Origin of the sequence: Nonomuraea glycinis, from assembly GCF_014646515.1 — a bacterium.
GTDB lineage: Bacteria > Actinomycetota > Actinomycetes > Streptosporangiales > Streptosporangiaceae > Nonomuraea > Nonomuraea glycinis.
Genome location: NZ_BMNK01000017.1, coordinates 69,841 through 89,802, shown reverse-complemented (window position 1 = coordinate 89,802; position 19,962 = coordinate 69,841). Strand labels below are relative to the sequence as shown.

Sequence of the window (19,962 nt, the reverse complement as noted above, 5' to 3'; positions counted from 1 at the left end):
ATAAACCCGGTATGGTTTTCTCTTGGAGATCACATGCGTACGACCATCGTGTTGGAGGTCCTGTCGTGCAGGCCGCGGTGGTCGCGGTCGAAGATGAGCGCTGGGATGGCGAGGGCGAGGAGCACGGTGCGCACCAGCACCGGCACCCAGCGCGGATCGCCGCCGTCCATCGCCGCGACCCTGATCCCGGCCAGCCGATGCCCGAAGGTCTGGCCCATGACGGCGACGAGCACGAGATATTGCACGGCGAAGACCAGGACCGGGATCCACGGCGACTCGGCCGGGTTGGTCCCGAGCAGCAGCTGCGTGATCGCCCATGTGCAGATCATCCAGTCGATGACCAGCGCGGCGATCCTGCGCCCCCACCCGGCGATCGATCCGCTGCCCTCCTGGGGCAGCCCCAGGCGCTGGCCCGGATATCCGAGGTCGACGCCGGCGGATCGCATCCCGCCCAGCCAGGTCTGCGTCCAGCGTGGCTCGTTCCTGCTCATGGCTCAAAGGTATCCGGCAGGGCGGACGGTCGGGATCGTGACCCAACCGCGCTTCAAAGTGGGCCGCTTCGGGCCCATCATGTACGCCATGCCGTATGGGGACGACCTGGATGCGCGCTTCCACGAGTTGGTGGCGCAGATCAGCGAGGACGAGCGGCGCAGCATGCGAGCGGCCGCGGGCAAGGCGGCCCGTTCCTCGGGGTCCGGCCGCCGGATCTCGCGCGCCTGGTTCGCGGCGGCGGCCGTGCTGGCAGTGATCACCGCGGCGGGACTGGTGCTCGTCTTCCGCCCTGAGCTGCTCACTCCCGATCAGGCCACGCCGCAGGACAGCGCGTCCCCGTTCTTCCGCGTACCGGCAGGAACGCAGCCGACCTGAGCACCGCGTAACACGTGCGAAACAATCGAGACACCGTATGGAAACGGCCGCGCCGTACGGTCGGGCTGATAGCCCGTTCCCAGGGAGGTTCGAGAGTGTTCAGCTCCGCCGACGACGTCCTGAAGTTCATCAGAGACGAAGGAGTGCAGTTCGTCGATGTCAGGTTCACCGACCTGCCGGGAACGACGCACCACTTCACTTTTCCGGTTGAGAACTTCGCCGCCAATGTCTTCACCGACGGCCTCATGTTCGATGGCTCGTCGATCCGCGGCTTCCAGGCCATCCACGAGTCCGACATGCTGCTCCTGCCGGACCCGTCGAGCGCGGTGCTGGACCCGTTCCGCCAGCACAAGACGCTCAACATCAACTTCTTCGTGCACGACCCGCTGACCGGCGAGGCCTACAGCCGCGACCCGCGTAACGTCGCCCGCAAGGCGGAGGAATACCTCCGTGGCACCGGCATCGCCGACACGGTCTACTTCGGCCCGGAGGCCGAGTTCTACATCTTCGACGACGTCCGCTTCGAGACGCGCGAGAACGCCGGCTATTACTACATCGACTCCATCGAAGGAGCCTGGAACACCGGCAAAGCCACCGAAGGCGGCAACCTCGGCTACAAGCCGCGCTACAAGGGCGGCTACTTCCCGGTGCCGCCGATGGACCACTTCACCGACCTGCGCTCGGAGATGGTCCGCAACCTCATCGAGTGCGGCATCGACGTCGAGATGCAGCACCACGAGGTCGGCACGGCGGGCCAAGCGGAGATCGACTTCCGGTTCGGCACGCTGCTCAAGACGGCCGACAACCTGATGCTCTACAAGTACGTCATCAAAAGCACCGCCCTTGAGTACGGCCACACGGTCACGTTCATGCCCAAGCCGATCTTCGGCGACAACGGGTCCGGCATGCACTGCCACCAGTCGCTGTGGAAGGACGGCTCGCCGCTGTTCTACGACGAGGTCGGCTACGCCGGTCTGTCCGACACGGCCCGCTACTACATCGGCGGCCTGCTCAAGCACGCGCCGTCGCTGCTGGCGTTCACCAACCCGACGGTCAACAGCTACCACCGCCTGGTGCCGGGCTACGAGGCGCCGGTCAACCTGGTCTACTCCCAGCGCAACCGCTCGGCGTGCGTCCGCATCCCGATCACCGGCTCCAACCCGAAGGCGAAGCGCATCGAGTTCCGGGTGCCGGACCCGTCCTGCAACCCGTACTTCGCGTTCTCGGCCATGCTGATGGCGGGCATCGACGGCATCCGCAACAAGATCGAGCCGCCGGAGCCCATGGACAAGGACCTCTACGAGCTCCCGCCCGAGGAGGCCCGCCAGGTCCCGCAGGTGCCCGGCTCGCTGACCGAGGTGCTCGACGCGCTGGAGGCGGACCACGACTACCTCCTTGAGGGCGGCGTCTTCACGCCGGACCTGATCGAGACGTGGGTGGCCTACAAGCGCGAGAACGAGGTCGACCCGATCCGGCTGCGCCCGCACCCGCACGAGTTCGAGCTCTACTACGACGTGTGACGGCGGGGTCCTCCGGCTCGGCGACCTTCCCCGGAACGGGCGTTGAGCTGGACGAACCTTCTCCTCGTTGCTCGTCTTCTCCGTCCCTTCTCCTCCCCTGACACAACAGAGCGGCCCGGCTTCGTCATCGATGCCGGGCCGCTCCGTACTTGGCGACGCCTCCCACTCTCGGCGGCGTCTCGCTGATGCCCGGCGCCCGGCGGCGCCTGGACGTGAAGCGCCGCCGGACCCTCATGTCGGGGCCGGCGGCCTGGCCTCAACGGCCGGAGGTCAGGTCAGGAGCCGAAGCTCATGACCAGGTGCACGCGCCGTGGCGGGCGGAGAGGACTTCGAAGCCGAAGTCCTCGACGGTCTCCCACGGCGCGACTTCGCGGCGGTCGCCGTTGAAGCCTGGCGCCGAGAAGAAGCACCAGGGGCCGGGGGTCTGGTTCAGCGCCCGGACGATGGGCGGGAGGATGATGTGCTCGTCCCTGGTGATGACCCTTAGCTCGCCCTCAGCGGTCTGGCCGCAGACCAGCCCGATGGCCCTGGGACAGGGCACTTGGGCGGCGGCCTGGGCGGCCGTGGTGGTGACGGCGGCAGCGGGCACGGCCAGGCCGACGGCGGCCGTCGCCATGGCCAGCAGCACTGCGGTCCTGCCGAGGAGAGTCGTCATGGGGGCTCCTTCGCTGTACGGGAATGTCTGCACCGGCAGACAGCTCCAATAAACACTCTATGTAACTGAATGACAACAGAGAGTGACGAAGATATGGCGCTCGTGGGTTGGCTTCCTTGTACGGCAGCACTCGCCGATCTTCCTGTATCGAGGCCCGTCCCATCCGAGGTCGTCTTGTCGATCGCATGAGGGACGCAAGCTCCGAGCGGCACGGAGAAGGTAGCACTGGCTGTACCACCGCTCTCCAGTGCGCGGGATCGATCATCAGACGGCCCGCCGACATGCTGGTGACATCGCTTAACGAGTCATCGAGCAGGGAGCCCCCCATGTCGAACCACACCGTCAAGTCCCCGTCCGGCAGCCGTCGCGGCCGGCCGGCTCTGGCCGCCCTGGCCGTCGCCGTGCTGGGCGGCGTGGGTCTCGCCGGGCCGGCGAGCGCCGACACCGTGCGGCAGAGCGACGCCGTACAGACCAGCCTGGACAAGGCGGTCCGCAGCGGCGAGCTCCCCGGCGCCCTGGCGTCGGTGCGCGACGCGAACGGGCAGGTCCGCAACTACACCGCCGGGGTGGGCGACCTGAAGACGAAGGCGGAGGTCCCCGTCGACGGGCAGGTGCGCATCGCCAGCAACACCAAGATGTTCACCGCCGTGGTCGTGCTGCAGCTGGCCGCCGAGGGAAAGATCAAGCTAGATGCGCCCGTCGAGAAGTACCTGCCCAAGGTGATCCGCGGCAAGGGCAACGACGGCCGTAAGATCACCACCCGGCAGCTGCTCCAGCACACCAGCGGCCTGCACAGCTACACCGCGAACATGCCGTCGATCTTCAAGATCCAGCACACGTACGCCGAACCGCACGCGCTGCTGAACACCGGGCTGGCGCACAAGCCGGACTTCGCCCCCGGCAAGGGCTGGGCGTACAGCAACACCGGCTATGTGGCGCTCGGCCTGCTCGTACAGCAGGTGACCGGGCGGCCGATCGGCGAGGAGATCACCGAGCGGATCATCAAGCCGGCCGGACTGCGGGGCACCTACTGGCCCGGCATCGGCGAGCAGGGCATCCGCGGGGCGCACCCCAGCGGGTACGCCCCCAAGAAGCCCGGAAAGCAGGCCGCCAAGTCCCTGGCGGACGTCACCAGGCTCGACCCGTCCTGGGGCTGGGCCGCCGGCCAGCTCGTCGGCACCCCCAGCGACCTCAACCGGTTCCTGGTCGCGCTGATGGACGGCAAGCTGCTCAAGCCGGCGCAGCTCAAGCAGATGAAGGACACCATGAAGGCCCCCGGCTTCCCCGCCGGCTGGACGTACGGCCTCGGACTCCTCAAGATCAAGCTGAGCTGTGGCGGCTACGCCTACGGCCACGGCGGCGACATCGACGGCTACGAGACCCGTACCGGCATCACGAAGGACGGCCGCGCCGCCACCATCGCCGTCACCGCCCTGCCCACCACCCAGCCAGCAGCGGACAAGGTCAACAAGGCCCTCGACACCGCCCTGTGCTCCTGACCCGATCCTAGAAGAGCACCGTCCGCCCCGGAGGTGGGCCGGTGCTCTTCTCGCGCGTCGAGCATCGCTACAGGGTCACCGAGACACGCCGGGCCAGCGCGCGCAGCCCCGACAGGTTCGAGTGCGGATCGCGGTGCAGCAGGTCCTCGATCACGCGCCGCGAGTTCGGCCGGCGTACCTCGGCGGGCGCGATCTTCTCGGCGATGAGCAGCGCCCGCACCGCGCGATCTGTCTTCCCCCACAGCGTGTACGCCTCAGCGACCCCGGTGTAATAGCCTGCCCGGCGCTCCACGGTCGGGATCTCGTCAGGCGCGACCCTCCGGGCATGCTCGATGGCCGTCCCCGCATCGCCGAGAATGATGGACACTCCGATCCGGTACGTCACCACGTGGCCGGCCGACAGCACCAGCCTGGGCGCTCGGCTCGACGCCATCTCGGCCTCTTCCAGCATGGAAAGGGCGCTCGCCCGGTCTTCCAGCCGGGCTGCGGCGATGGCCCCGGTGGACATGAGCGCCCCATACGCGCCCCACGCCGCCGGCCCCGCGCCGGGCAGTTCGGGCCTCAGCGTGTCGGCGGCGCGGGCGGCCAAGTCGCGGGCCTTGCCGTAGTCGGCGGCGCGGTGGAACAAGCTGACCAGGTCCCGCCGGGCGTCGGCGATGGCGCACAGATCACCACTCGCCACGGCGGACTGCTCCGCCTGGTGGGCGGCCACCCACGCGTACGGCGGCGCGGACAGCTTGATGAGCGTGCGGGCGGCCAGGTGGTAGACCTGTGCGGCCAGCGCGTGCCCGGCCGGATCGCAGGCCGTACGGGCAACAGGGACCAACCCTGCCAAGTCATCGGCCAAGCCCGCGTACCGTGCCGCGGTGAAGTCCCGGCGCGCCTTGGTGACAGCGCGGGAGATCAGCGGCAGGGACATGTCCGAGACCTTGACGGGCGTGTCCGGCACGAGAGCATCACGAAACCGCGCGACCGCGTGGTTGTACGGGTCGGCCTCTACCAACCCGCCCGCGACCAGCGCGGTGCTCGCACTCTTGAGGAACGTGCGCCGCTTCGTGCGCTCACCTCCTGTTTTCTGCCCTTCGGCGAACGCACAGCTCGCTGTAGGCGTCCCGTAGCGCGGACGCTTCCGGCAGTGCCCGCCTCTCCACGCCTGTGATGATCTCCGATGTCCGCCAGTAGCTCGACGGCACGATCTCGCCGCTTCTGATGGCGGCCAGCGTCACGTCCACGGCCTCGTCGGGCTGGTCTGTGGCCAGCAAGGCCAGTGCCAGGTCCAATCGGGCCAGAGCCGCCCTACGTGGTCGGGGGCGGCCGTCCGCGCCCGTATCCAGCCGGGCCAGGACCTGGCGGGCGTATGGCACCGCCGCAGGGTCTCCGATCCAGGACAGCGTGGTCGCCGTGTAGGCGTCGCTCTTGGCCGGGTCGTACCGGTAGTGATGCTCCGGCCGGTCCGGCGGGGAAAGCGGGGAGACGAGCCGGTGCACGCGGTTGAGCGCATCGCGGGTGGCCGGGCCGTCCCCGAGCCGGGCCCACGCCCTGCCCTCCTGGGCAGTCGCTTGAATGAACACCGAGCTGCCCTTCGGGGCTATCGCCTGAGCGCCCTGTGACAGCGTCACCGCCCGCTGGTAGTCGCCGTCCACGAGGACCTGCCATGCCTCCGTCTCCACGCACCATGCTGTCAGCTCGGCATGGCCAGCGTGTCTCGCGAGCTGTACGGCGGTCCGCAGCCGCGCGGCAGCAGGGGTGTACTGGTGGAGGTCGATATGGCAGGTCGCCCCGAGCAGGGAAAGCCATCCGCCGGACACGAGCAGCCGCCGATGCTCGGTGATGGTCTTACGGCCGTCGAGCAGGCGGCTCACGTATCCGAGATGCCGCCTCACCCTGCCGAGCAGCACGCCGGGAGGGCTGCTCGGGTAGGCCGACGCGAGATCGTCGACGGCCGTCTCCAGCCGCTCCAACGTATCCCGGCCAACGTCGCTCGCCTCGGCCCGCCGTACGAGCTCCATCGCGTCGATCTCGTCGCCCAGTTCTTCTATCTCCTCGGCGGCATCGAACAGCACAGCCTCGCTCAAGCTGTACGCCCGGCAGTAAAGCTCGGCGTACCGGTCGTCGGGCCGATGCTCACCACGTTCGTGGCCACGAATGATGCGGATCAGGCTCTCCGGCTCGGGCAGTTCCGCTCCAGACACCTCGGCCAGCCGTCGCGCCAATTGCCGTTGCGACCACTGTCTCGAGGTCCGCTCGGCGCGTAGTCGGGCGGCCCAGGCGGGAGCATCGTTCATCGCATGACTCCTCAGGGCGGACACAGGGGATAGCAGTGCTCTCCTCCAGTGTCCTCTTCGCAGGCTGCCCACGCACGGATGTGATGAGACCTGTGCACCAGGACATGAGCGCGCTGTACGCGTGGGAAGTCGAGAGCAGCGGCGGCTGCGGATCCACAGGGATCACCGATGAACGTGACATCGCCTCGAAACGGCTTGAGACAGCGATGGACGCGATGCCGGACGGGCCTGCCGAAGGGTCATCCGGCATGTCCGGGTGAATCCGGTGGCGCGACACCCGAGCTACGTCCATGGCTGCGTCGTAGTGCGGGCTCGCCGGGATGAGGAGACGGGCGGGATCGTGTTCGAGCGTGGTGGTGAGTGAGATGCCGGGCGACGCTGTCGCCGAAGGGCCGATCGAGAGCCTGTCCCGCCAGGCCGTACGCCAGCTGGTCGGTCGCGCTGCGGTCCACGTACCCCGGCTGGGAGATCCAGCACGTCATCGGTGGTCCGGAGATCGACAAGTGGACGGCCGAGCTGCGGCGTGAGACGACCGGCCGACTGCTGGCCGCCGGGGTGAAGGAACGTGTCGAAGCCCCTGACGCGACTGCCCTGGCCTCCGCGCTCTCCCACCAGATCACCCTGCTGCACAACGCCAGGGCCTACATGTGGCCCGACTGAAGAGCTCCCGGCCTGCCGTTCCGCACGAGGTAGCAGGCCGGGCAGTGGTCCCGCGGCCCAGAGGTATCGCGTGCGGAACCACCATCCACAGGAGCAGGACGACCCGACCCCAAAGGAGTGCATGTGATCTCGCTCTACCTCGGAAGCACGGACGACCCAGCACCACAGGGAGGCCCAGCGATGACCCGTCCGAGCTGGGAAGATCTCCCCGAGAGCATCCGCGACGCCGTACAGGAGCGGTGTGGCCCGGTGCCTAAGGCCGAGACGGCGGCCGACGGCGGCAGGCCGGGTGTCGCCGCCCGGCTGTACACCGAGACCGGCAGCGTGTTCGTCAAGGCGACTCCGTCCATCAGCGGCGCCGCGACCCTGCACCTACGGGAGGAGTGGGCGAACCGGGCGCTGCCCGAGCAGGTGCCTTCGCCGCGCATGCTGTGGCGCGGCTCGGCCGACGGGTGGCACATGATGCTGTTCGAGTACGTCGATGACGCCCGTCGGGTGGACCTGTCGCCCGGCTCGCCGGACCTGCCCGCCGTGCTGGACACGCTGGACCTGCTGGGCAGGCTGCTGACGCCCGGCCCGAACGGCGCGCTGCCCGTCACGTTCAACATGGAAGCGCTCCAGGCGAAGGCCCGCCACCTCCTCGACACCGGCCGGCTCGCCGACAGGGACCTGTTCGAGGCGGCGCTGAGAGGTTTCTCCCTGGAGCGACTGCGGGGCGACACGATGCTGCATTATGACCTGAACGCGGGCGATCTGCTCATCTCCGCAGGTCGGGTGCACGTCCTGAACTGGTCATTCGCCGTACGAGGGGCCGCGTGGATCGACTGCGCCCTGTTCGCGCCTCGCCTCGTCGCGGCCGGACACAGTCCGGCCCAAGCGGACCTCTTGCTGTCCGGGGTGCCCGCCTGGCGTGCCGCGCGGCCTGACGCGGTGGCGGCGCTGGCCGCGCTGTGGACCCTGCTTCGGATGCACCAGGCGATGCACGGCCCGGAGGAGACGCGGGCGGCCCGGACCCGCGCCGCCGAGGTGGGCCGCTCCTGGCTGGTCTACCGGAGCGGCGTCGAGAAGCGGTCGCGCCTGAGGCGGTAGAGGACGTGGGGGCGTAGGGGGTGGGCTTCTGGGAGGCGGGAGTGGGCGAAGTCGTCGGCAGGGTCGCGGGTCATGCCCAGGCGTTCCATCACCGCGCGGGAGCGGACGTTGCGGACGGCGGTCATGGAGACGATCTCCTCCAGGCCCGCCTCGGTGAAGCCGTACTCCAGAGCCCGCGCGCCGGCCTCGCTCGCGTAGCCGTGTCCCCAGGCGTGCCTGGCCAGGCGCCAGCCGACCTCCACCGCCGGCGTGAACGGCGCCTCGAACGTCTGCAGGATCAAGCCGGCGAACCCGATGAAGTCGCCGGTCTCGCGTACCTCCAGCGCCCACAGGCTGAAGCCGTACTCGCCGAAACCCCACTCGATCTTGTCGACGAACGCGTCGCTCTCCGCCCTGGTCAGCGGGCTGGGGAAGTGCTCCATCACCTCAGGGTCGGCGTTCATCGCCGCGAACGGCTCCCGGTCGCTCTCCCGCCACCTGCGCATGATCAACCGATCGGTGTCCATCCGACGCACGCTAACGGATCGACCCCCGTCCGGGCTACCGGCGGGAGCGGATGCCGGTGAGGCGGCGGAACAGGTCCCACCAGAAGGGGGCGCCGAACAGCAGGGCCACGTACGTCAGCAGGAAGCCGGGCCAGTGGCTCGGCGTGGTGAGCCGGTCCCACCAGGCGCCGCCGTTCCAGGTGATCGACGGGTCGCCTTCCGCGGGCAGGGCGATGCGGACGATTCCCTGGTCGAGCATCGTGAGCAGGGCGGGCTGGCTGAGCGTCTCGGTGATGCACGGCACGGGGTCGGCCTGCGCGCAGCGCGCCTTGAGCTCGTCGTACGCACCCGGAGCGGAGGCGACGGCCGTGACCGAGGCGCGGAAGCCGTTGTCCCGCAGCAACGTCTTGGTGTATTCGAGCCCGTCCATGGTGAACAGCAGCGTCACCAGGAGCGCCAGGGCGGCGACCACCCACCTGACGTAGCGCCGGTAGAGCATCGACAGCCGCTGCATCTCGCTGTCGAACCACCCCTCGACGCCCTGCCGGAACCGGTCCAGGTCGCGCTGCGCCGTCTCCCACACGCCCTTGAGGTGGCCGTACAGGGGGCTGTTCATGGCTTTGAGCTTCTCCAGCAAGCCTTCGACGCCGCCGGGCTCGCGGGCGGCCATCTCCATCATGGCGACGGAGAACCTCTCGGGCGGCAGGTCGGCGATGCTGGTACGGCCCCGCTTCGGGTGGTCGATCTCCCGCACCCGCTCGTACAGCAGGACCGTCATCGCGTCCTGGGCCTTGTCCTCCTGCGCCGGCATCTCGGACGACTCGCTGGGCGCGGGCCGGGAGTCGTGCGCCGGGCGCGGGTCGCGCAGGAACGGCAGCGAGCCGAACACCTCGCGGATCTTCGACGGCAGCCATGACTTCCCCTGCGCGTCGCTGCCGTCGAGCGTGTCGCGCAGGTAGGCCCACAGGAACTTGCTGCGGATGGACAGCATCCGCACGACAGCCTCGTTCAGGCCGCTGACCAGCAGCGACAGCAGCAGGAACAGCAGGATCAGGCCAAGCGCGAGATCGATGTACGTGGATAACAAGTGTGATCACCCCGCGCCTTGATACACCCCCAAGAGCACCCTGCGCAGCCGATCGGTGACATTTCCTACAAGTCAGGCACCGTAGAAGACGCGGTCCACGACGTGCCGGGCGCGGCGGGTGACGCGGCGGTAGTCGTCGCGGAAGTCCTCCGAGCCGTCGGGCGGGTAGCCGAGGGTCTGCGCGATCAGGTTGCGTTCGCGGGCGTCGGCGGGCACGCTGTCCCCTGGCCGCCCCTTGACCAGCATGATCGCGTCCCTGATCCGGGAGGCGAAGCGCCAGGCCCGGGACAGCTCGTCGGCGTCGCCGGCGTCGAGCAGCTCGTGGGCGGTGGCGGCGCGCAGCGCCTCCAGGGTGCGGGTGGTGCGCAGGGAGGGCGTCGTACCGGCGTGGCGGAGCTGCAGGAGCTGGGCCACCCACTCGACGTCCGACAGCCCGCCGGGGCCGAGCTTGGTGTGCAGCGCGGGGTCGGCGCCGCGAGGCAGCCGTTCGGCCTCCATGCGCGCTTTGAGCCGCCTGATCTCGCGCAGGGCGCCGTCGGTGACGCCGCCGGCCGGGTAGCGCAGCTCGTCGATCCCGGCGAGGAAGGCCGCGCCGAGCTCGGCGTCCCCGGCGGAGAAACGGGCGCGCAGCAGGGCCTGCGCCTCCCACGGCGAGGACCAGCGGGCGTAGTAGGCGCGGTAGGAGGCCAGGGTGCGCACCAGCGGGCCCTGTCTGCCCTCGGGGCGCAGGTCGGGGTCGATGAGCAGCGGCGGGTCGGGAGCAGGCAGGGCCAGCAGCCGGCGCAGCTCGTTGGCGACGGCGAAGGCCGCGTCGGAGGCGTCGCGCTCGGCCGCGTCCGGCAGCGGGTGGTGCACGAACATGACGTCAGCGTCGCTGGCGTAGGAGGACTCCATGCCGCCCAGCCGGCCCATGGCGATGACCGCGAACCGGGTGGGCAGGGGCCCGCGGCTTTCGGCCGAGACCTTGCCGATGGCGGCGTCGAGCGCGGCCTGGATCGTCACGTCGTTGAGCGACGACAGGGCCACCCCGACCCGCTCTATGTCGATAAGTCCGGAAATATCGGCTACGGCGATCCGGAACAGCTCCCGCCGCCGCAGCGCCCGTACCGCGGCCACCGCCGTCTCGGTGTCGTCGCCATGCCGGGACACCGCGGCCGACGCCTCGCCGAACAGGGCCTCCGGCGATCGTACGGCCAGCTCCTGGTCACTGCCCAGCAGCCCGACGGCCTCCGGCGCGTTGGTGAGCAGCCCGGTGGCGTACCGGCTGGTGCCCAGCACGCGGGCCATCCGCGCCGCCACCGCGGTCTCGTCGCGCAGCAGCCGCAGATACCACGGCGTGGCGCCGAGCTTGTCGCTGACCTGGCGGAAACCGAGCAGCCCCGCGTCCGGGTCCGGCGTGTCGGCGAACCAGCCGAGCATGACCGGCAGCAGGGTCCGCTGGATGGAGGCGCGCCTGGACACCCCGGCGGACAGGGCGGCGATGTGCCGCAGCGCGCCGTCCGGGTCGACGTAGCCGAGCGCGCGCAGCCGGGCGGCGGCGGCCGCCGTGGACAGCCGGGCCTCGCTGTCGGGCAGCCGGGCCACCGCCTGCAGCAGCGGCCGGTAGAACAGCTTCTCGTGCAGCCGCCGCGCCTCGTTCGCGTGCCGCCGCCACCGCGTGGTGAACTCCCCCACCGGATCCACCTGCATGCCCAGCGCCCGGCCCAGCCTGCGCAGGTCGTCGGCGTCGGTGGGCAGCACGTGGGTACGGCGCATCCGGTGCAGTTGCAGCAGGTGCTCGACCTGTCGCAGGAAGGAGTAGGCCTCGGCCAGGCCACGCGAGTCGTCCCGGGCGACATAGCCGCCACGGGACAGGGCGGCCAGCGCGGGCAGCGTCGCCCGGCGGCGCAGCAGCGGATCGAGCCGCCCGTGCACGAGCTGCAGCAGCTGCACCGCGAACTCGATGTCGCGCAGCCCGCCGGGCCCCAGCTTGATCTGCCGCTCCCCCTCCGACCGTACGTGCGCCTCGACCCGGCGGCGCATCGCCTGCACGTCTTCGACGAAGTTGTCGCGGGTGGCGGCCGACCAGACGAGCTCGTTGACCTCCTCGACGTAGGCGGCGCCCAGCTCCAGGTCACCCGCCACCGGCCGGGCCTTGAGCAGCGCCTGGAACTCCCAGGTCTTGGCCCAGCGCCGGTAGTAGGCCAGGTGGCTGGCCAGCGTGCGCACCAGCGGCCCGGACCGGCCCTCGGGCCGCAGCCCGGCGTCCACCTCCCACAGCGACCCTTCGGGGGTGGCGACCGTACAGGCCCGCATCATGGCCTGGGCCAGCCGGGTGGCGGTGCGCAGCGCCTTGGTCTCGTCCGCGCCGTCGCGCGGCTCGGCCACGAAGATCACGTCGACGTCGCTGATGTAGTTGAGCTCCCGGGCGCCGCACTTGCCCATCCCGACGACCGCGAGGCGTACCTCGTCGTCGTCCACCTCCGCCCGCGCGATGGCCAGCGCCGCCTCCAGGGCCGCGCCCGCGAGGTCGGACAGCTCGGCGGTGACCTCGGGCAGCGTGGCCTGCCCGGTGAGGTCGCGGGCGGCCACGTGCGCCAGCCGCCCCCGGTAGGCGACCCGCAGCGCGACCAGCGGATCGGCGGCGGACGCGCGCGGCTCGGCCGCGTCCGGCTCGGCGCCGACCGCGCGCAGCAGCGCCGCCCGGTGCTCCACCAGGGTGGGTACGGCCAGCAGCTCCAGCTGGCCGGGATGGCGGACGAGATGGTCGCCCAGGGCGGCGCTCACGCCGAGCACGGCGAGCACCCGCGCCCTGAGGCCCTCGTCGGCGCGCAGCCGGTCGAGGGCGGCGGGCTCCCGCTCGGCCAGCCGGGTCAGCGAGGTCAGCGCCAGCGCCGGATCGGGCACCGCGACCAGCGATTCGAGCAGGCCGTCGAGGTCGACCTCCGCCTGCTCGACCAGCCGGGCAGCGCCGGCCGCGTCGGCGAATCCGAGTCGGGCGAGGCGGGCTGCGGTGGACTCGATCCTGGGCACCTCTCCATCTTGTCAGCCCCCCGGCTCGTGGCACCCGCCGGTCAGACGGGGTCTGCTGTCCGCGCCGTCTCCTGCACGATCCGGGCGACATCGGAGTCTGCGGTCCGCGCCCCTTCCGTGACGATCCGGGCGAAGGCCTCGGTCATCGGGCGCCAGGTGGCCGCCATCTCGGCGGCGGCGGTCCGTACAGCGTCGTTGAGCTCCCGCTCATCGGCGAGGCCCGAGCCGGACGTCCACGCGGCGAAGATCTCCGGGGTCGCCTCCGGGTGGAACTGCACCGCCCAGGCCGCCCGGCCGAGCCGATAGGCCTGGTGGGGGTAGCGGGTTCCGGTCAGCAGCGGCACCGCGCCGTCGGGCAGCCGGGTGATCGCGTCGCGGTGATACTGCACGGCGACGGCGGTGCCGACGCCCGACAGCAGCGGGTCGGACGCGGCGGCGGGCAGCGCGGTCACCTCACACGCGCCCACCTCCAGCCCCGCGCCGCCCCGCTCGACCGTGCCGCCGCAGGCCATGGTCATGAGCTGCGCGCCCAGGCAGATGGCGAGCGTCGGCGTGCCGTCGTCCACGCTGCGGCGCAGCAGATCGCGGGTGGCGGGCTGCCACGGGAAACGCTCGTCCTCCCACGCGGCGGCCTCGCCGCCGAGCACGATCAGCCCGTCCCGCGCCCGCTCGGGGATCTCCTCCCCCAGGTACGGCCGGACGACGTCACACGGCAGGCCGAGCCAGCCGCCGAGGTGGCCGAGCCCGGCCTCGGCCTCATGCTCGATGACAGTGATGCGCATATTTGAGGATTGTGCCTGATCGGTCAGCGTGGAGCGATCCAGGTGGCCCGGGCGGCGGCCACCAGACTGCCGTCCACCTCGTACACGGCGCTCCGGCTGAACAGCTTGCGTCCCTCGCGGCCGGTGGCCTGGCCGACGATGGAGTAGACGCCGCCCGGGATCACCTCGCGGTGGAACTCCAGGGCGAGCCTGCCGAGCAGGGCCGACTCCCCCGGGCCGAAGTGCGCCCAGCCGGTGACGCAGTCGAGCGCGGCGCCCACGATCGAGGCGGGCACCCCTTCCTCGTCGGCCGCGGCGAGCGGCACCCGCCAGCCGGCGGCGACCAGGCTGCCGTCGCCCTCCACGGGACCGGGGAAGATCCGCAGCCCGTCGCCCGGGTCGCGCAGCCCGCAGGCGAAGCATTCAGGGAAGGAGTGCCCGTGGTGACCGGCGAAGCCGGCCTCGGCCTGGGCCGCGTCGTTGAAGGTCACGAACGGGGGCGGCGCCACCTCCTCGGCCACCGGGATGGCCTCCACCAGCAGCTTCTGGCCGTCGTAGAGGGCCACGGTGTTGGCGACGTGCTCCAGGCGTAGTTCGCTCTCCAGGGGCGTGGGCGCGTGCAGCGTGACCTCGACCGCTGATCGTTTGCCAGTGAGAGCGTCCGCGAGGGTGCCGGCCAGCCAGCCGCCGTTGGCGACTCCTACCGGTCCCCGGAACCGCTTGGGAACGGTCAACACGGTCTGCAGGGCAGCCGTCGTCATGCCACACCCTCCTATAACGCCGCGAGAGGCGTAAAGTCCGGAAATATTAATTTGAATGGACCGATTTTATCGGATCGGTTGATCAGTCAGCGCCGGGGGCCCCGACCTACGACATAACGCGACGAAGCCGCCTAAAGCTTCCCGTCAGACCCTCCGACGCCAGGAACGCTCCACACGCCCTGTGACCCCCGGAACCTCGGCAGATCCGGGTGATCGGTAAAAGATACGGGGCCGAAGTTGCCACCAGGTGACTTCCATCACAAAGTGATCAGGGTCACGTTGTGCGGCCCGTCGGGGTGATCTCGGCGAGGCACAGATGAGGCTCGACGAACGGCCGCAACGTGACGTCCGAGGGCGGCGCGTCCATGTCGGCCAGGACCCGCCGGAGCAGGCCGAGATGGATCGAGCAGACCACCTCGGGGTACGTCGCGGCGACGGTGCGAAACGGACAGGTGTGCAGGCGGATCTGCGCGTCGTCCCCGTCGTGGGCGAGCTCGGAGTCGAAGCCGAGCTCGGCGAACACCCCGTTCACCTGCCTCGCCGCCTCGGCCCGCGTCGCCGCGACGACGGGCGGCCCGGTCCCGGAATCGCGCCCGGCGCCCCAGGCCCAGCCCGCCTCTTCGGCCCGCCGCGCGCGTTCGTCCGTGTCACCGGCCCAGTGCGCGGCCAGGAGCGCGGACAGCAGCTCGTAGCCGGCGTGCCCGCCGGACGCGGCGGGCCGGCCGGCCGGGGTGTAGAGCCGTCGCGGCCGCCCTCGCCCACCGGACCGGCCGGGCCGGCTGTGCACCAGGCCCGCGTCGGTGAGGACGTCGAGGTGGAACCGGACCGTGGTGACGTGCAGGCCGCACGCCGCGGCCAGTTCACGTACGTCCATCGGCTCGTCGCCGGCCCGCAACGCGTCCAGCAGCCGCAGCCGGCTGGCGACGGCGAGCGCCTCGTGCGGCTGAGTGCGCCGGCCCGCTTGGTTGTCGTCCACCCGCTCAGCCTATTAAAAATGACGCTGATAGTCTAAAAACCCGCGGGTGCGGTACCCGGCGAAGAGGAGGCCGACATGACCTATGTGATCGCGGAGCCCTGCATCGATGTCCTCGACCGGGCCTGCGTGGAGGAATGCCCGGTCGACTGCATCTACGAGGGCGCGCGGGCGCTGTACATCCACCCGGACGAGTGCGTGGACTGCGGCGCGTGCGAGCCGGTCTGCCCGGTCGAGGCGATCTACTACGAGGACGACCTGCGGGAATCGTGGGCGAAGTTCACCGCCGACAACGCCCGGTTCTTCAGCGAGCCGCTGCCCGGTGCCACCGCACCGCTGAACTCGCCCGGCGGGGCGGCGAAGCTCGGCCGGCTGGGAGTGGACACCCCGCTCGTCGCCGCGTATCCGAGCGGGACCTGAGGCGAGCGCGTACCGGCCGGTACGCCACCAGCCGGGCGTAGCGGCCCGGCGCCGAACCGATGACGGGCGCTGGTCACCCGCCGACTCGAAAGGTGATCCGCATGACTTCCCCCTCCGACGGCCGCCCGCAGGGACGGTTACTGGTCCGCTGGCTGTCGACGACGGATCACAAGGTCGTCGGCTACCTCTACTTGATCACCTCGTTCGGCTTCTTCCTGCTCGGCGGCGTCATGGCCATGGTGATCCGGGCCGAGCTGACCGAGCCGGGGCTGCAACTCGTCGCCGCCGAGCAGTACAACCAGCTGTTCACCATGCACGGCACGATCATGCTGCTGCTGTTCGCCACACCGCTGTTCGCCGGGTTCGCCAACGTGATCATGCCCCTGCAGATCGGCGCGCCCGATGTGGCCTTCCCCCGGCTCAACATGGTCAGCTACTGGCTGTTCCTGTTCGGCGGGCTGATCGCCGTCAGCGGGTTCGTCACGCCCGGCGGCGCGGCGGCCTTCGGCTGGTTCGGTTACACGCCGCTGTCCACGGCCGCCTACTCGCCGGGCATCGGCGGCGATCTGTGGATCATGGGACTGACCTTGGCGGGTCTCGGCACGATCCTCGGCGCCGTCAACTTCATCACCACGATCGTGTGCCTGCGCGCGCCCGGCATGACCATGTTCCGGATGCCGATCTTCACCTGGAACGTGCTGCTCACGTCGATGATGGTGCTGATCGCCTTCCCGGTGCTCGCCGCCGCCCTGCTGGCTCTGGAAGCCGACAGGAAGTTCGGCACGCAGATCTACGACCCGGCCACCGGCGGCGCGATGCTGTGGCAGCACCTGTTCTGGTTCTTCGGCCACCCCGAGGTCTACATCATCGCGCTGCCGTTCTTCGGCATCATCACCGAGATCATCCCGGTCTTCAGCCGCAAGCCGCTGTTCGGCTACATCGGCCTGGTGGGCGCCACGATGGCCATCGCCGGGCTGTCGATGACGGTGTGGGCGCACCACATGTTCCCCACCGGGCAGGTGCTGCTGCCGTTCTTCTCGTTCATGAGCTTCCTCATCGCGGTGCCGACCGGGGTGAAGTTCTTCAACTGGATCGGCACGATGTGGCGTGGCCATCTCAGCTTCGAGACGCCGATGCTGTTCACGATCGGCTTCCTCATCACGTTCCTGCTCGGCGGGCTGACCGGGGTGATCCTGGCCTCGCCGCCGCTCGACTTCCACGTCACTGACACCTACTTCGTGGTGGCCCACTTCCACTACGTCGTGTTCGGGACCGTGGTGTTCGCGATGTTCGCCGGCTTCTACTTCTGGTGGCCGAAGATGACCGGCCGGATGCTCGACGACCGCCTGGGCAAGATCCACTTCTGGACCCTGTTCGCCGGCTTCCACGCGACCTTCCTGATCCAGCACTGGCTCGGCGCGCTCGGCATGCCCAGGCGTTACGCCGACTACAGCGCCACCGACGGCTTCACCACGCTCAACCAGATCTCGTCCGTGGGGGCGTTCCTGCTCGGCGCCTCCACGCTGCCCTTCCTCTACAACGTCTGGCGGACGGCACGCCGCCCGCGCCTCGTCCTGGAGGACGACCCCTGGGGGTTCGGCAACTCCCTGGAGTGGGCGACCTCGTGCCCGCCGCCCCGGCACAACTTCACGTCCATGCCGCCCATCCGCTCCGAACGCCCCGCCTTCGACCTGCACCATCCGCACGAGAGCGAGCCCGTCAGGGAACAAGAAGGCAGCGACCCAGCTCCAACGCGGTAGTCGCCGCACGCGGAGCGCTTGGTGCGCGGGAAGCGATCATGGGGGTGCGCCACCTGCCGAGGGTGTCACCCCGGCACCCTCGGGGTCGCATCTCCGGAACCGAGCTGTGACGACTGCCAACCGTGGATCAGCAGGTCGAACACCGTCTCCACGGCCGCGCGCCGATCGGGTCGGCCCTCGGCCAGCGTCGGGACCTGCAGGACGAACCGTGCGAGCGCCGAGCAGGCGACGTCGTCCGCCTCCCGGCCGAGCTCTTCCGCGATCACGGCGCCGAGGGCGGACGCATGCCGCATCCACATCCGCTCGGCGTACGTGCGGAGCGCGGGCGTCTGATCCACCAGTGCGGTGAACCGCTGATAGCGCGGATCCGACGCGATCGATACCCAGGACTCCAGCGCGTGGGCGCGAAGCGCCTCGACCACGCCTTGACCTGCGGGCCGGTCGCGGACGGCGGCGACCAGCCTCGCCTCGGTGTCCTCCTCGCGGTCGAAGACCAGCGCTTCCTTGCTCGGGAAGTGCGCGAAAAGGGTCGTCGTCGAGACGTCGGCCCTTTCGGCGATGTCGCGGACGCTCGCGCGTTCGAAACCGTGCTCCATGAAGAGCTCCAGGGCCGCGTCCGCGATGGCCTGCCTCGTCGCGGCCTTCTTGCGTTCGCGACGGCCGACGGCCGGAGAGTCTGGCATGACGTCATCGTACCCCATGACTGGAACAAGACAGAAAGTGGAACGGTTGCACTTATTAACTCGTTTCTGCTTTGCTGGTCTCCACGGGGGTTGCCGCTCCATGGGATAGCGGCACCGGATCATCGCCGCGCCGTGGCGTCGCCGGGCACCCCGACCGACGAAAGGAATCCACCGTGAACTCTCCGACGCCCGCGAACGCGCGGATCAGCATCATCGGCGCCGGCCCCGGGGGCCTCACCTGCGCCCGCATCCTGCAACGGCACGGCATACCGGTGACGGTGTACGACCGCGATCCGGATGGAAGCTCCCGTGACCAGGGAGGCTCGCTGGACCTGCACGAAGACGATGGCCAGCTCGCACTCCGTGAGGCGGGCCTGCTGGAGGAGTTCTTCGCGCTCGCCAGGTTCGAGGGGCAGGAAATGCGCCAGATGGACCCGGCGGGGAGCGTCCATGCCCACCATGTGCCCGACGTGGGCGACAAGGACAGCCCCGAGATCGACCGCGGACAACTGCGCGATCTCCTGCTGGGCTCACTCGCCGCGGGAACGGTTCAGTGGGGGCGCACTCTCGAGTCGGTGAGCGGACCGGCCGACGGACCGCGAACGTTGACGTTCATCGACGGGACGGCCGTCGAGGCCGATCTCGTGATCGGTGCGGACGGCGCCTTCTCCCGCGTCCGCACCGCCGTGTCACCCGCCACACCGCTGTACACAGGAGTCAGCTTTCTCGAGGCATGGTTCGACGACATGGAGATCGCGCACCCCGAGCTCTCCGAACTGGTCGGGAAAGGCAGCGCCCACGCCGCCGACGGGGAGCGTGGCCTCTTCGCGCAGCGCAACAGCGGCGGCCACATGCGCGTCTACATCATGCGGCGCGTCCCCATGGACTGGCTCGCGGCGAAGGGGCTTCGCCCCGACGACACCGAGGGCATCCGCGCCCATCTCCTCGGCGAGTACGCCGCCTGGTCACCCCGGACGCTCCGGATGATCACCGACAACGACGGCGCCTACGTCGACCGCCCGATCCTCGCCCTGCCGGTACCGCACACATGGGAGCACTCGCCCAGCGCGACGCTCCTCGGGGATGCCGCACACCTCATGCCCCCGCTGGGCGTCGGCGTCAACCTCGCCATGCTCGACGCCAGTGAACTCGCGCTCGCACTCGTCCGCTCCGCCACCATCGACGACGCCGTACGCGACTACGAGAAAACGATGCTCCCACGCTCCATCGAAACAGCCCGGATGCTCGAAGGCGCCGCCGAGTCCCTGCTGGCCGTGCCCGGCCCCGGCGAGGGGCGGCCCGGTCCGGCCCAGCCCTGAAAAGGCAAAGGTCCGGCCTGGTCCGGGTGCGCCTGCCGGATCGACGCGGGGTGACGAATCTAGACTCGGGCCAATCAACCCAGCTATAACACCTCTTGGCTAGGCGGCCCAGACGGGGACTGATCG

The 19,962-nt window shown here is 70.1% G+C and carries 20 protein-coding genes; 9 read left to right on the top strand and 11 right to left on the bottom strand.

The annotated features are described in order from the left end of the window. Window positions 1–29: 29 nt before the first annotated feature. Window positions 30–491 (bottom strand): RDD family protein, encoded by a 462-nt coding sequence (locus IEY87_RS35740; protein WP_189143259.1) that lies wholly within the window; start codon window positions 489–491, stop codon window positions 30–32. Window positions 492–528: 37 nt separating this feature from the next. Between IEY87_RS35740 and IEY87_RS35735 the strand changes: the two genes are divergently transcribed. Next, window positions 529–867 carry a hypothetical protein gene (locus tag IEY87_RS35735; protein ID WP_189143258.1) on the top strand — a complete coding sequence of 113 codons (339 nt, stop codon included), beginning with the start codon at window positions 529–531 and terminating at the stop codon, window positions 865–867. A 95-nt stretch (window positions 868–962) separates the two neighbouring features. Continuing rightward, the gene (gene glnA / locus IEY87_RS35730; RefSeq protein ID WP_189143257.1) at window positions 963–2,387 is read left to right on the top strand and encodes a type I glutamate--ammonia ligase; all 1,425 of its coding nucleotides are present in this window, start codon (window positions 963–965) and stop codon (window positions 2,385–2,387) included. A 289-nt stretch (window positions 2,388–2,676) separates the two neighbouring features. Here glnA and IEY87_RS35725 read toward each other — a convergent pair whose 3' ends face one another. Beyond that, window positions 2,677–3,042, bottom strand: a complete 366-nt coding sequence (locus tag IEY87_RS35725) for a hypothetical protein (protein ID WP_189143256.1) — start codon at window positions 3,040–3,042, stop codon at window positions 2,677–2,679. 326 nt (window positions 3,043–3,368) lie between these two features. Between IEY87_RS35725 and IEY87_RS35720 the strand changes: the two genes are divergently transcribed. After that, complete coding sequence (locus IEY87_RS35720) at window positions 3,369–4,541, top strand: serine hydrolase domain-containing protein (RefSeq protein WP_189143255.1); 1,173 nt, start codon at window positions 3,369–3,371, stop codon at window positions 4,539–4,541. A gap of 67 nt (window positions 4,542–4,608) precedes the next feature. On the opposite strand, the gene IEY87_RS35715 is transcribed toward IEY87_RS35720, so the two are convergent. Then, a complete protein-coding gene (locus tag IEY87_RS35715; protein ID WP_189143254.1) occupies window positions 4,609–5,490 on the bottom strand; it encodes a hypothetical protein in 882 nt (293 codons plus the stop codon). A gap of 112 nt (window positions 5,491–5,602) precedes the next feature. Continuing rightward, the gene (locus IEY87_RS35710) at window positions 5,603–6,826 is read right to left on the bottom strand and encodes a helix-turn-helix domain-containing protein (protein ID WP_189143253.1); all 1,224 of its coding nucleotides are present in this window, start codon (window positions 6,824–6,826) and stop codon (window positions 5,603–5,605) included. Between the two features lie 104 nt (window positions 6,827–6,930). Here IEY87_RS35710 and IEY87_RS35705 point away from each other — a divergent pair, with 104 nt between their 5' ends. From IEY87_RS35705 to IEY87_RS35695, 3 genes are all read left to right on the top strand, one after another. Further along, entirely contained in the window at window positions 6,931–7,086 is a 156-nt protein-coding gene (locus IEY87_RS35705) for a hypothetical protein (protein ID WP_189143252.1), read from the top strand. Window positions 7,087–7,186: 100 nt separating this feature from the next. Then, window positions 7,187–7,486 (top strand): hypothetical protein, encoded by a 300-nt coding sequence (locus IEY87_RS35700; protein ID WP_189143251.1) that lies wholly within the window; start codon window positions 7,187–7,189, stop codon window positions 7,484–7,486. Window positions 7,487–7,666: 180 nt separating this feature from the next. Beyond that, window positions 7,667–8,575 (top strand): hypothetical protein, encoded by a 909-nt coding sequence (locus IEY87_RS35695; protein ID WP_189143250.1) that lies wholly within the window; start codon window positions 7,667–7,669, stop codon window positions 8,573–8,575. On the opposite strand, the gene IEY87_RS35690 is transcribed toward IEY87_RS35695, so the two are convergent. From IEY87_RS35690 to IEY87_RS35665, 6 genes are all read right to left on the bottom strand, one after another. Beyond that, window positions 8,533–9,081 carry a GNAT family N-acetyltransferase gene (locus tag IEY87_RS35690; protein ID WP_189143249.1) on the bottom strand — a complete coding sequence of 183 codons (549 nt, stop codon included), beginning with the start codon at window positions 9,079–9,081 and terminating at the stop codon, window positions 8,533–8,535. The genes IEY87_RS35695 and IEY87_RS35690 overlap by 43 nt on opposite strands. 34 nt (window positions 9,082–9,115) lie before the next feature. Further along, window positions 9,116–10,147 carry a hypothetical protein gene (locus tag IEY87_RS35685; RefSeq protein WP_189143248.1) on the bottom strand — a complete coding sequence of 344 codons (1,032 nt, stop codon included), beginning with the start codon at window positions 10,145–10,147 and terminating at the stop codon, window positions 9,116–9,118. Window positions 10,148–10,219: 72 nt separating this feature from the next. Beyond that, window positions 10,220–13,159, bottom strand: a complete 2,940-nt coding sequence (locus tag IEY87_RS35680) for a bifunctional [glutamine synthetase] adenylyltransferase/[glutamine synthetase]-adenylyl-L-tyrosine phosphorylase (RefSeq protein ID WP_189143247.1) — start codon at window positions 13,157–13,159, stop codon at window positions 10,220–10,222. A gap of 41 nt (window positions 13,160–13,200) precedes the next feature. Next, complete coding sequence (locus tag IEY87_RS35675; RefSeq protein WP_189143246.1) at window positions 13,201–13,941, bottom strand: type 1 glutamine amidotransferase; 741 nt, start codon at window positions 13,939–13,941, stop codon at window positions 13,201–13,203. Between the two features lie 23 nt (window positions 13,942–13,964). After that, window positions 13,965–14,681: a hotdog fold domain-containing protein gene (locus IEY87_RS35670; RefSeq protein ID WP_189143245.1), complete on the bottom strand. Its 717-nt coding sequence runs from the start codon at window positions 14,679–14,681 to the stop codon at window positions 13,965–13,967. 274 nt (window positions 14,682–14,955) lie between these two features. Continuing rightward, entirely contained in the window at window positions 14,956–15,657 is a 702-nt protein-coding gene (locus IEY87_RS35665) for a helix-turn-helix transcriptional regulator (RefSeq protein ID WP_189143244.1), read from the bottom strand. A 75-nt stretch (window positions 15,658–15,732) separates the two neighbouring features. Here IEY87_RS35665 and fdxA point away from each other — a divergent pair, with 75 nt between their 5' ends. Both fdxA and ctaD read left to right on the top strand, forming a co-directional pair. Continuing rightward, window positions 15,733–16,074, top strand: coding sequence for a ferredoxin (fdxA, locus tag IEY87_RS35660; RefSeq protein ID WP_189143243.1), 342 nt, complete (start codon window positions 15,733–15,735; stop codon window positions 16,072–16,074). 101 nt (window positions 16,075–16,175) lie between these two features. Beyond that, window positions 16,176–17,834 (top strand): aa3-type cytochrome oxidase subunit I, encoded by a 1,659-nt coding sequence (gene ctaD, locus IEY87_RS35655; protein ID WP_189143242.1) that lies wholly within the window; start codon window positions 16,176–16,178, stop codon window positions 17,832–17,834. A 65-nt stretch (window positions 17,835–17,899) separates the two neighbouring features. On the opposite strand, the gene IEY87_RS35650 is transcribed toward ctaD, so the two are convergent. Beyond that, window positions 17,900–18,517, bottom strand: coding sequence for a TetR/AcrR family transcriptional regulator (locus IEY87_RS35650; protein WP_189143241.1), 618 nt, complete (start codon window positions 18,515–18,517; stop codon window positions 17,900–17,902). 173 nt (window positions 18,518–18,690) lie between these two features. Between IEY87_RS35650 and IEY87_RS35645 the strand changes: the two genes are divergently transcribed. Next, window positions 18,691–19,836, top strand: a complete 1,146-nt coding sequence (locus IEY87_RS35645) for an FAD-dependent oxidoreductase (protein ID WP_189143240.1) — start codon at window positions 18,691–18,693, stop codon at window positions 19,834–19,836. The last annotated feature ends 126 nt before the right edge of the window (window positions 19,837–19,962 follow it).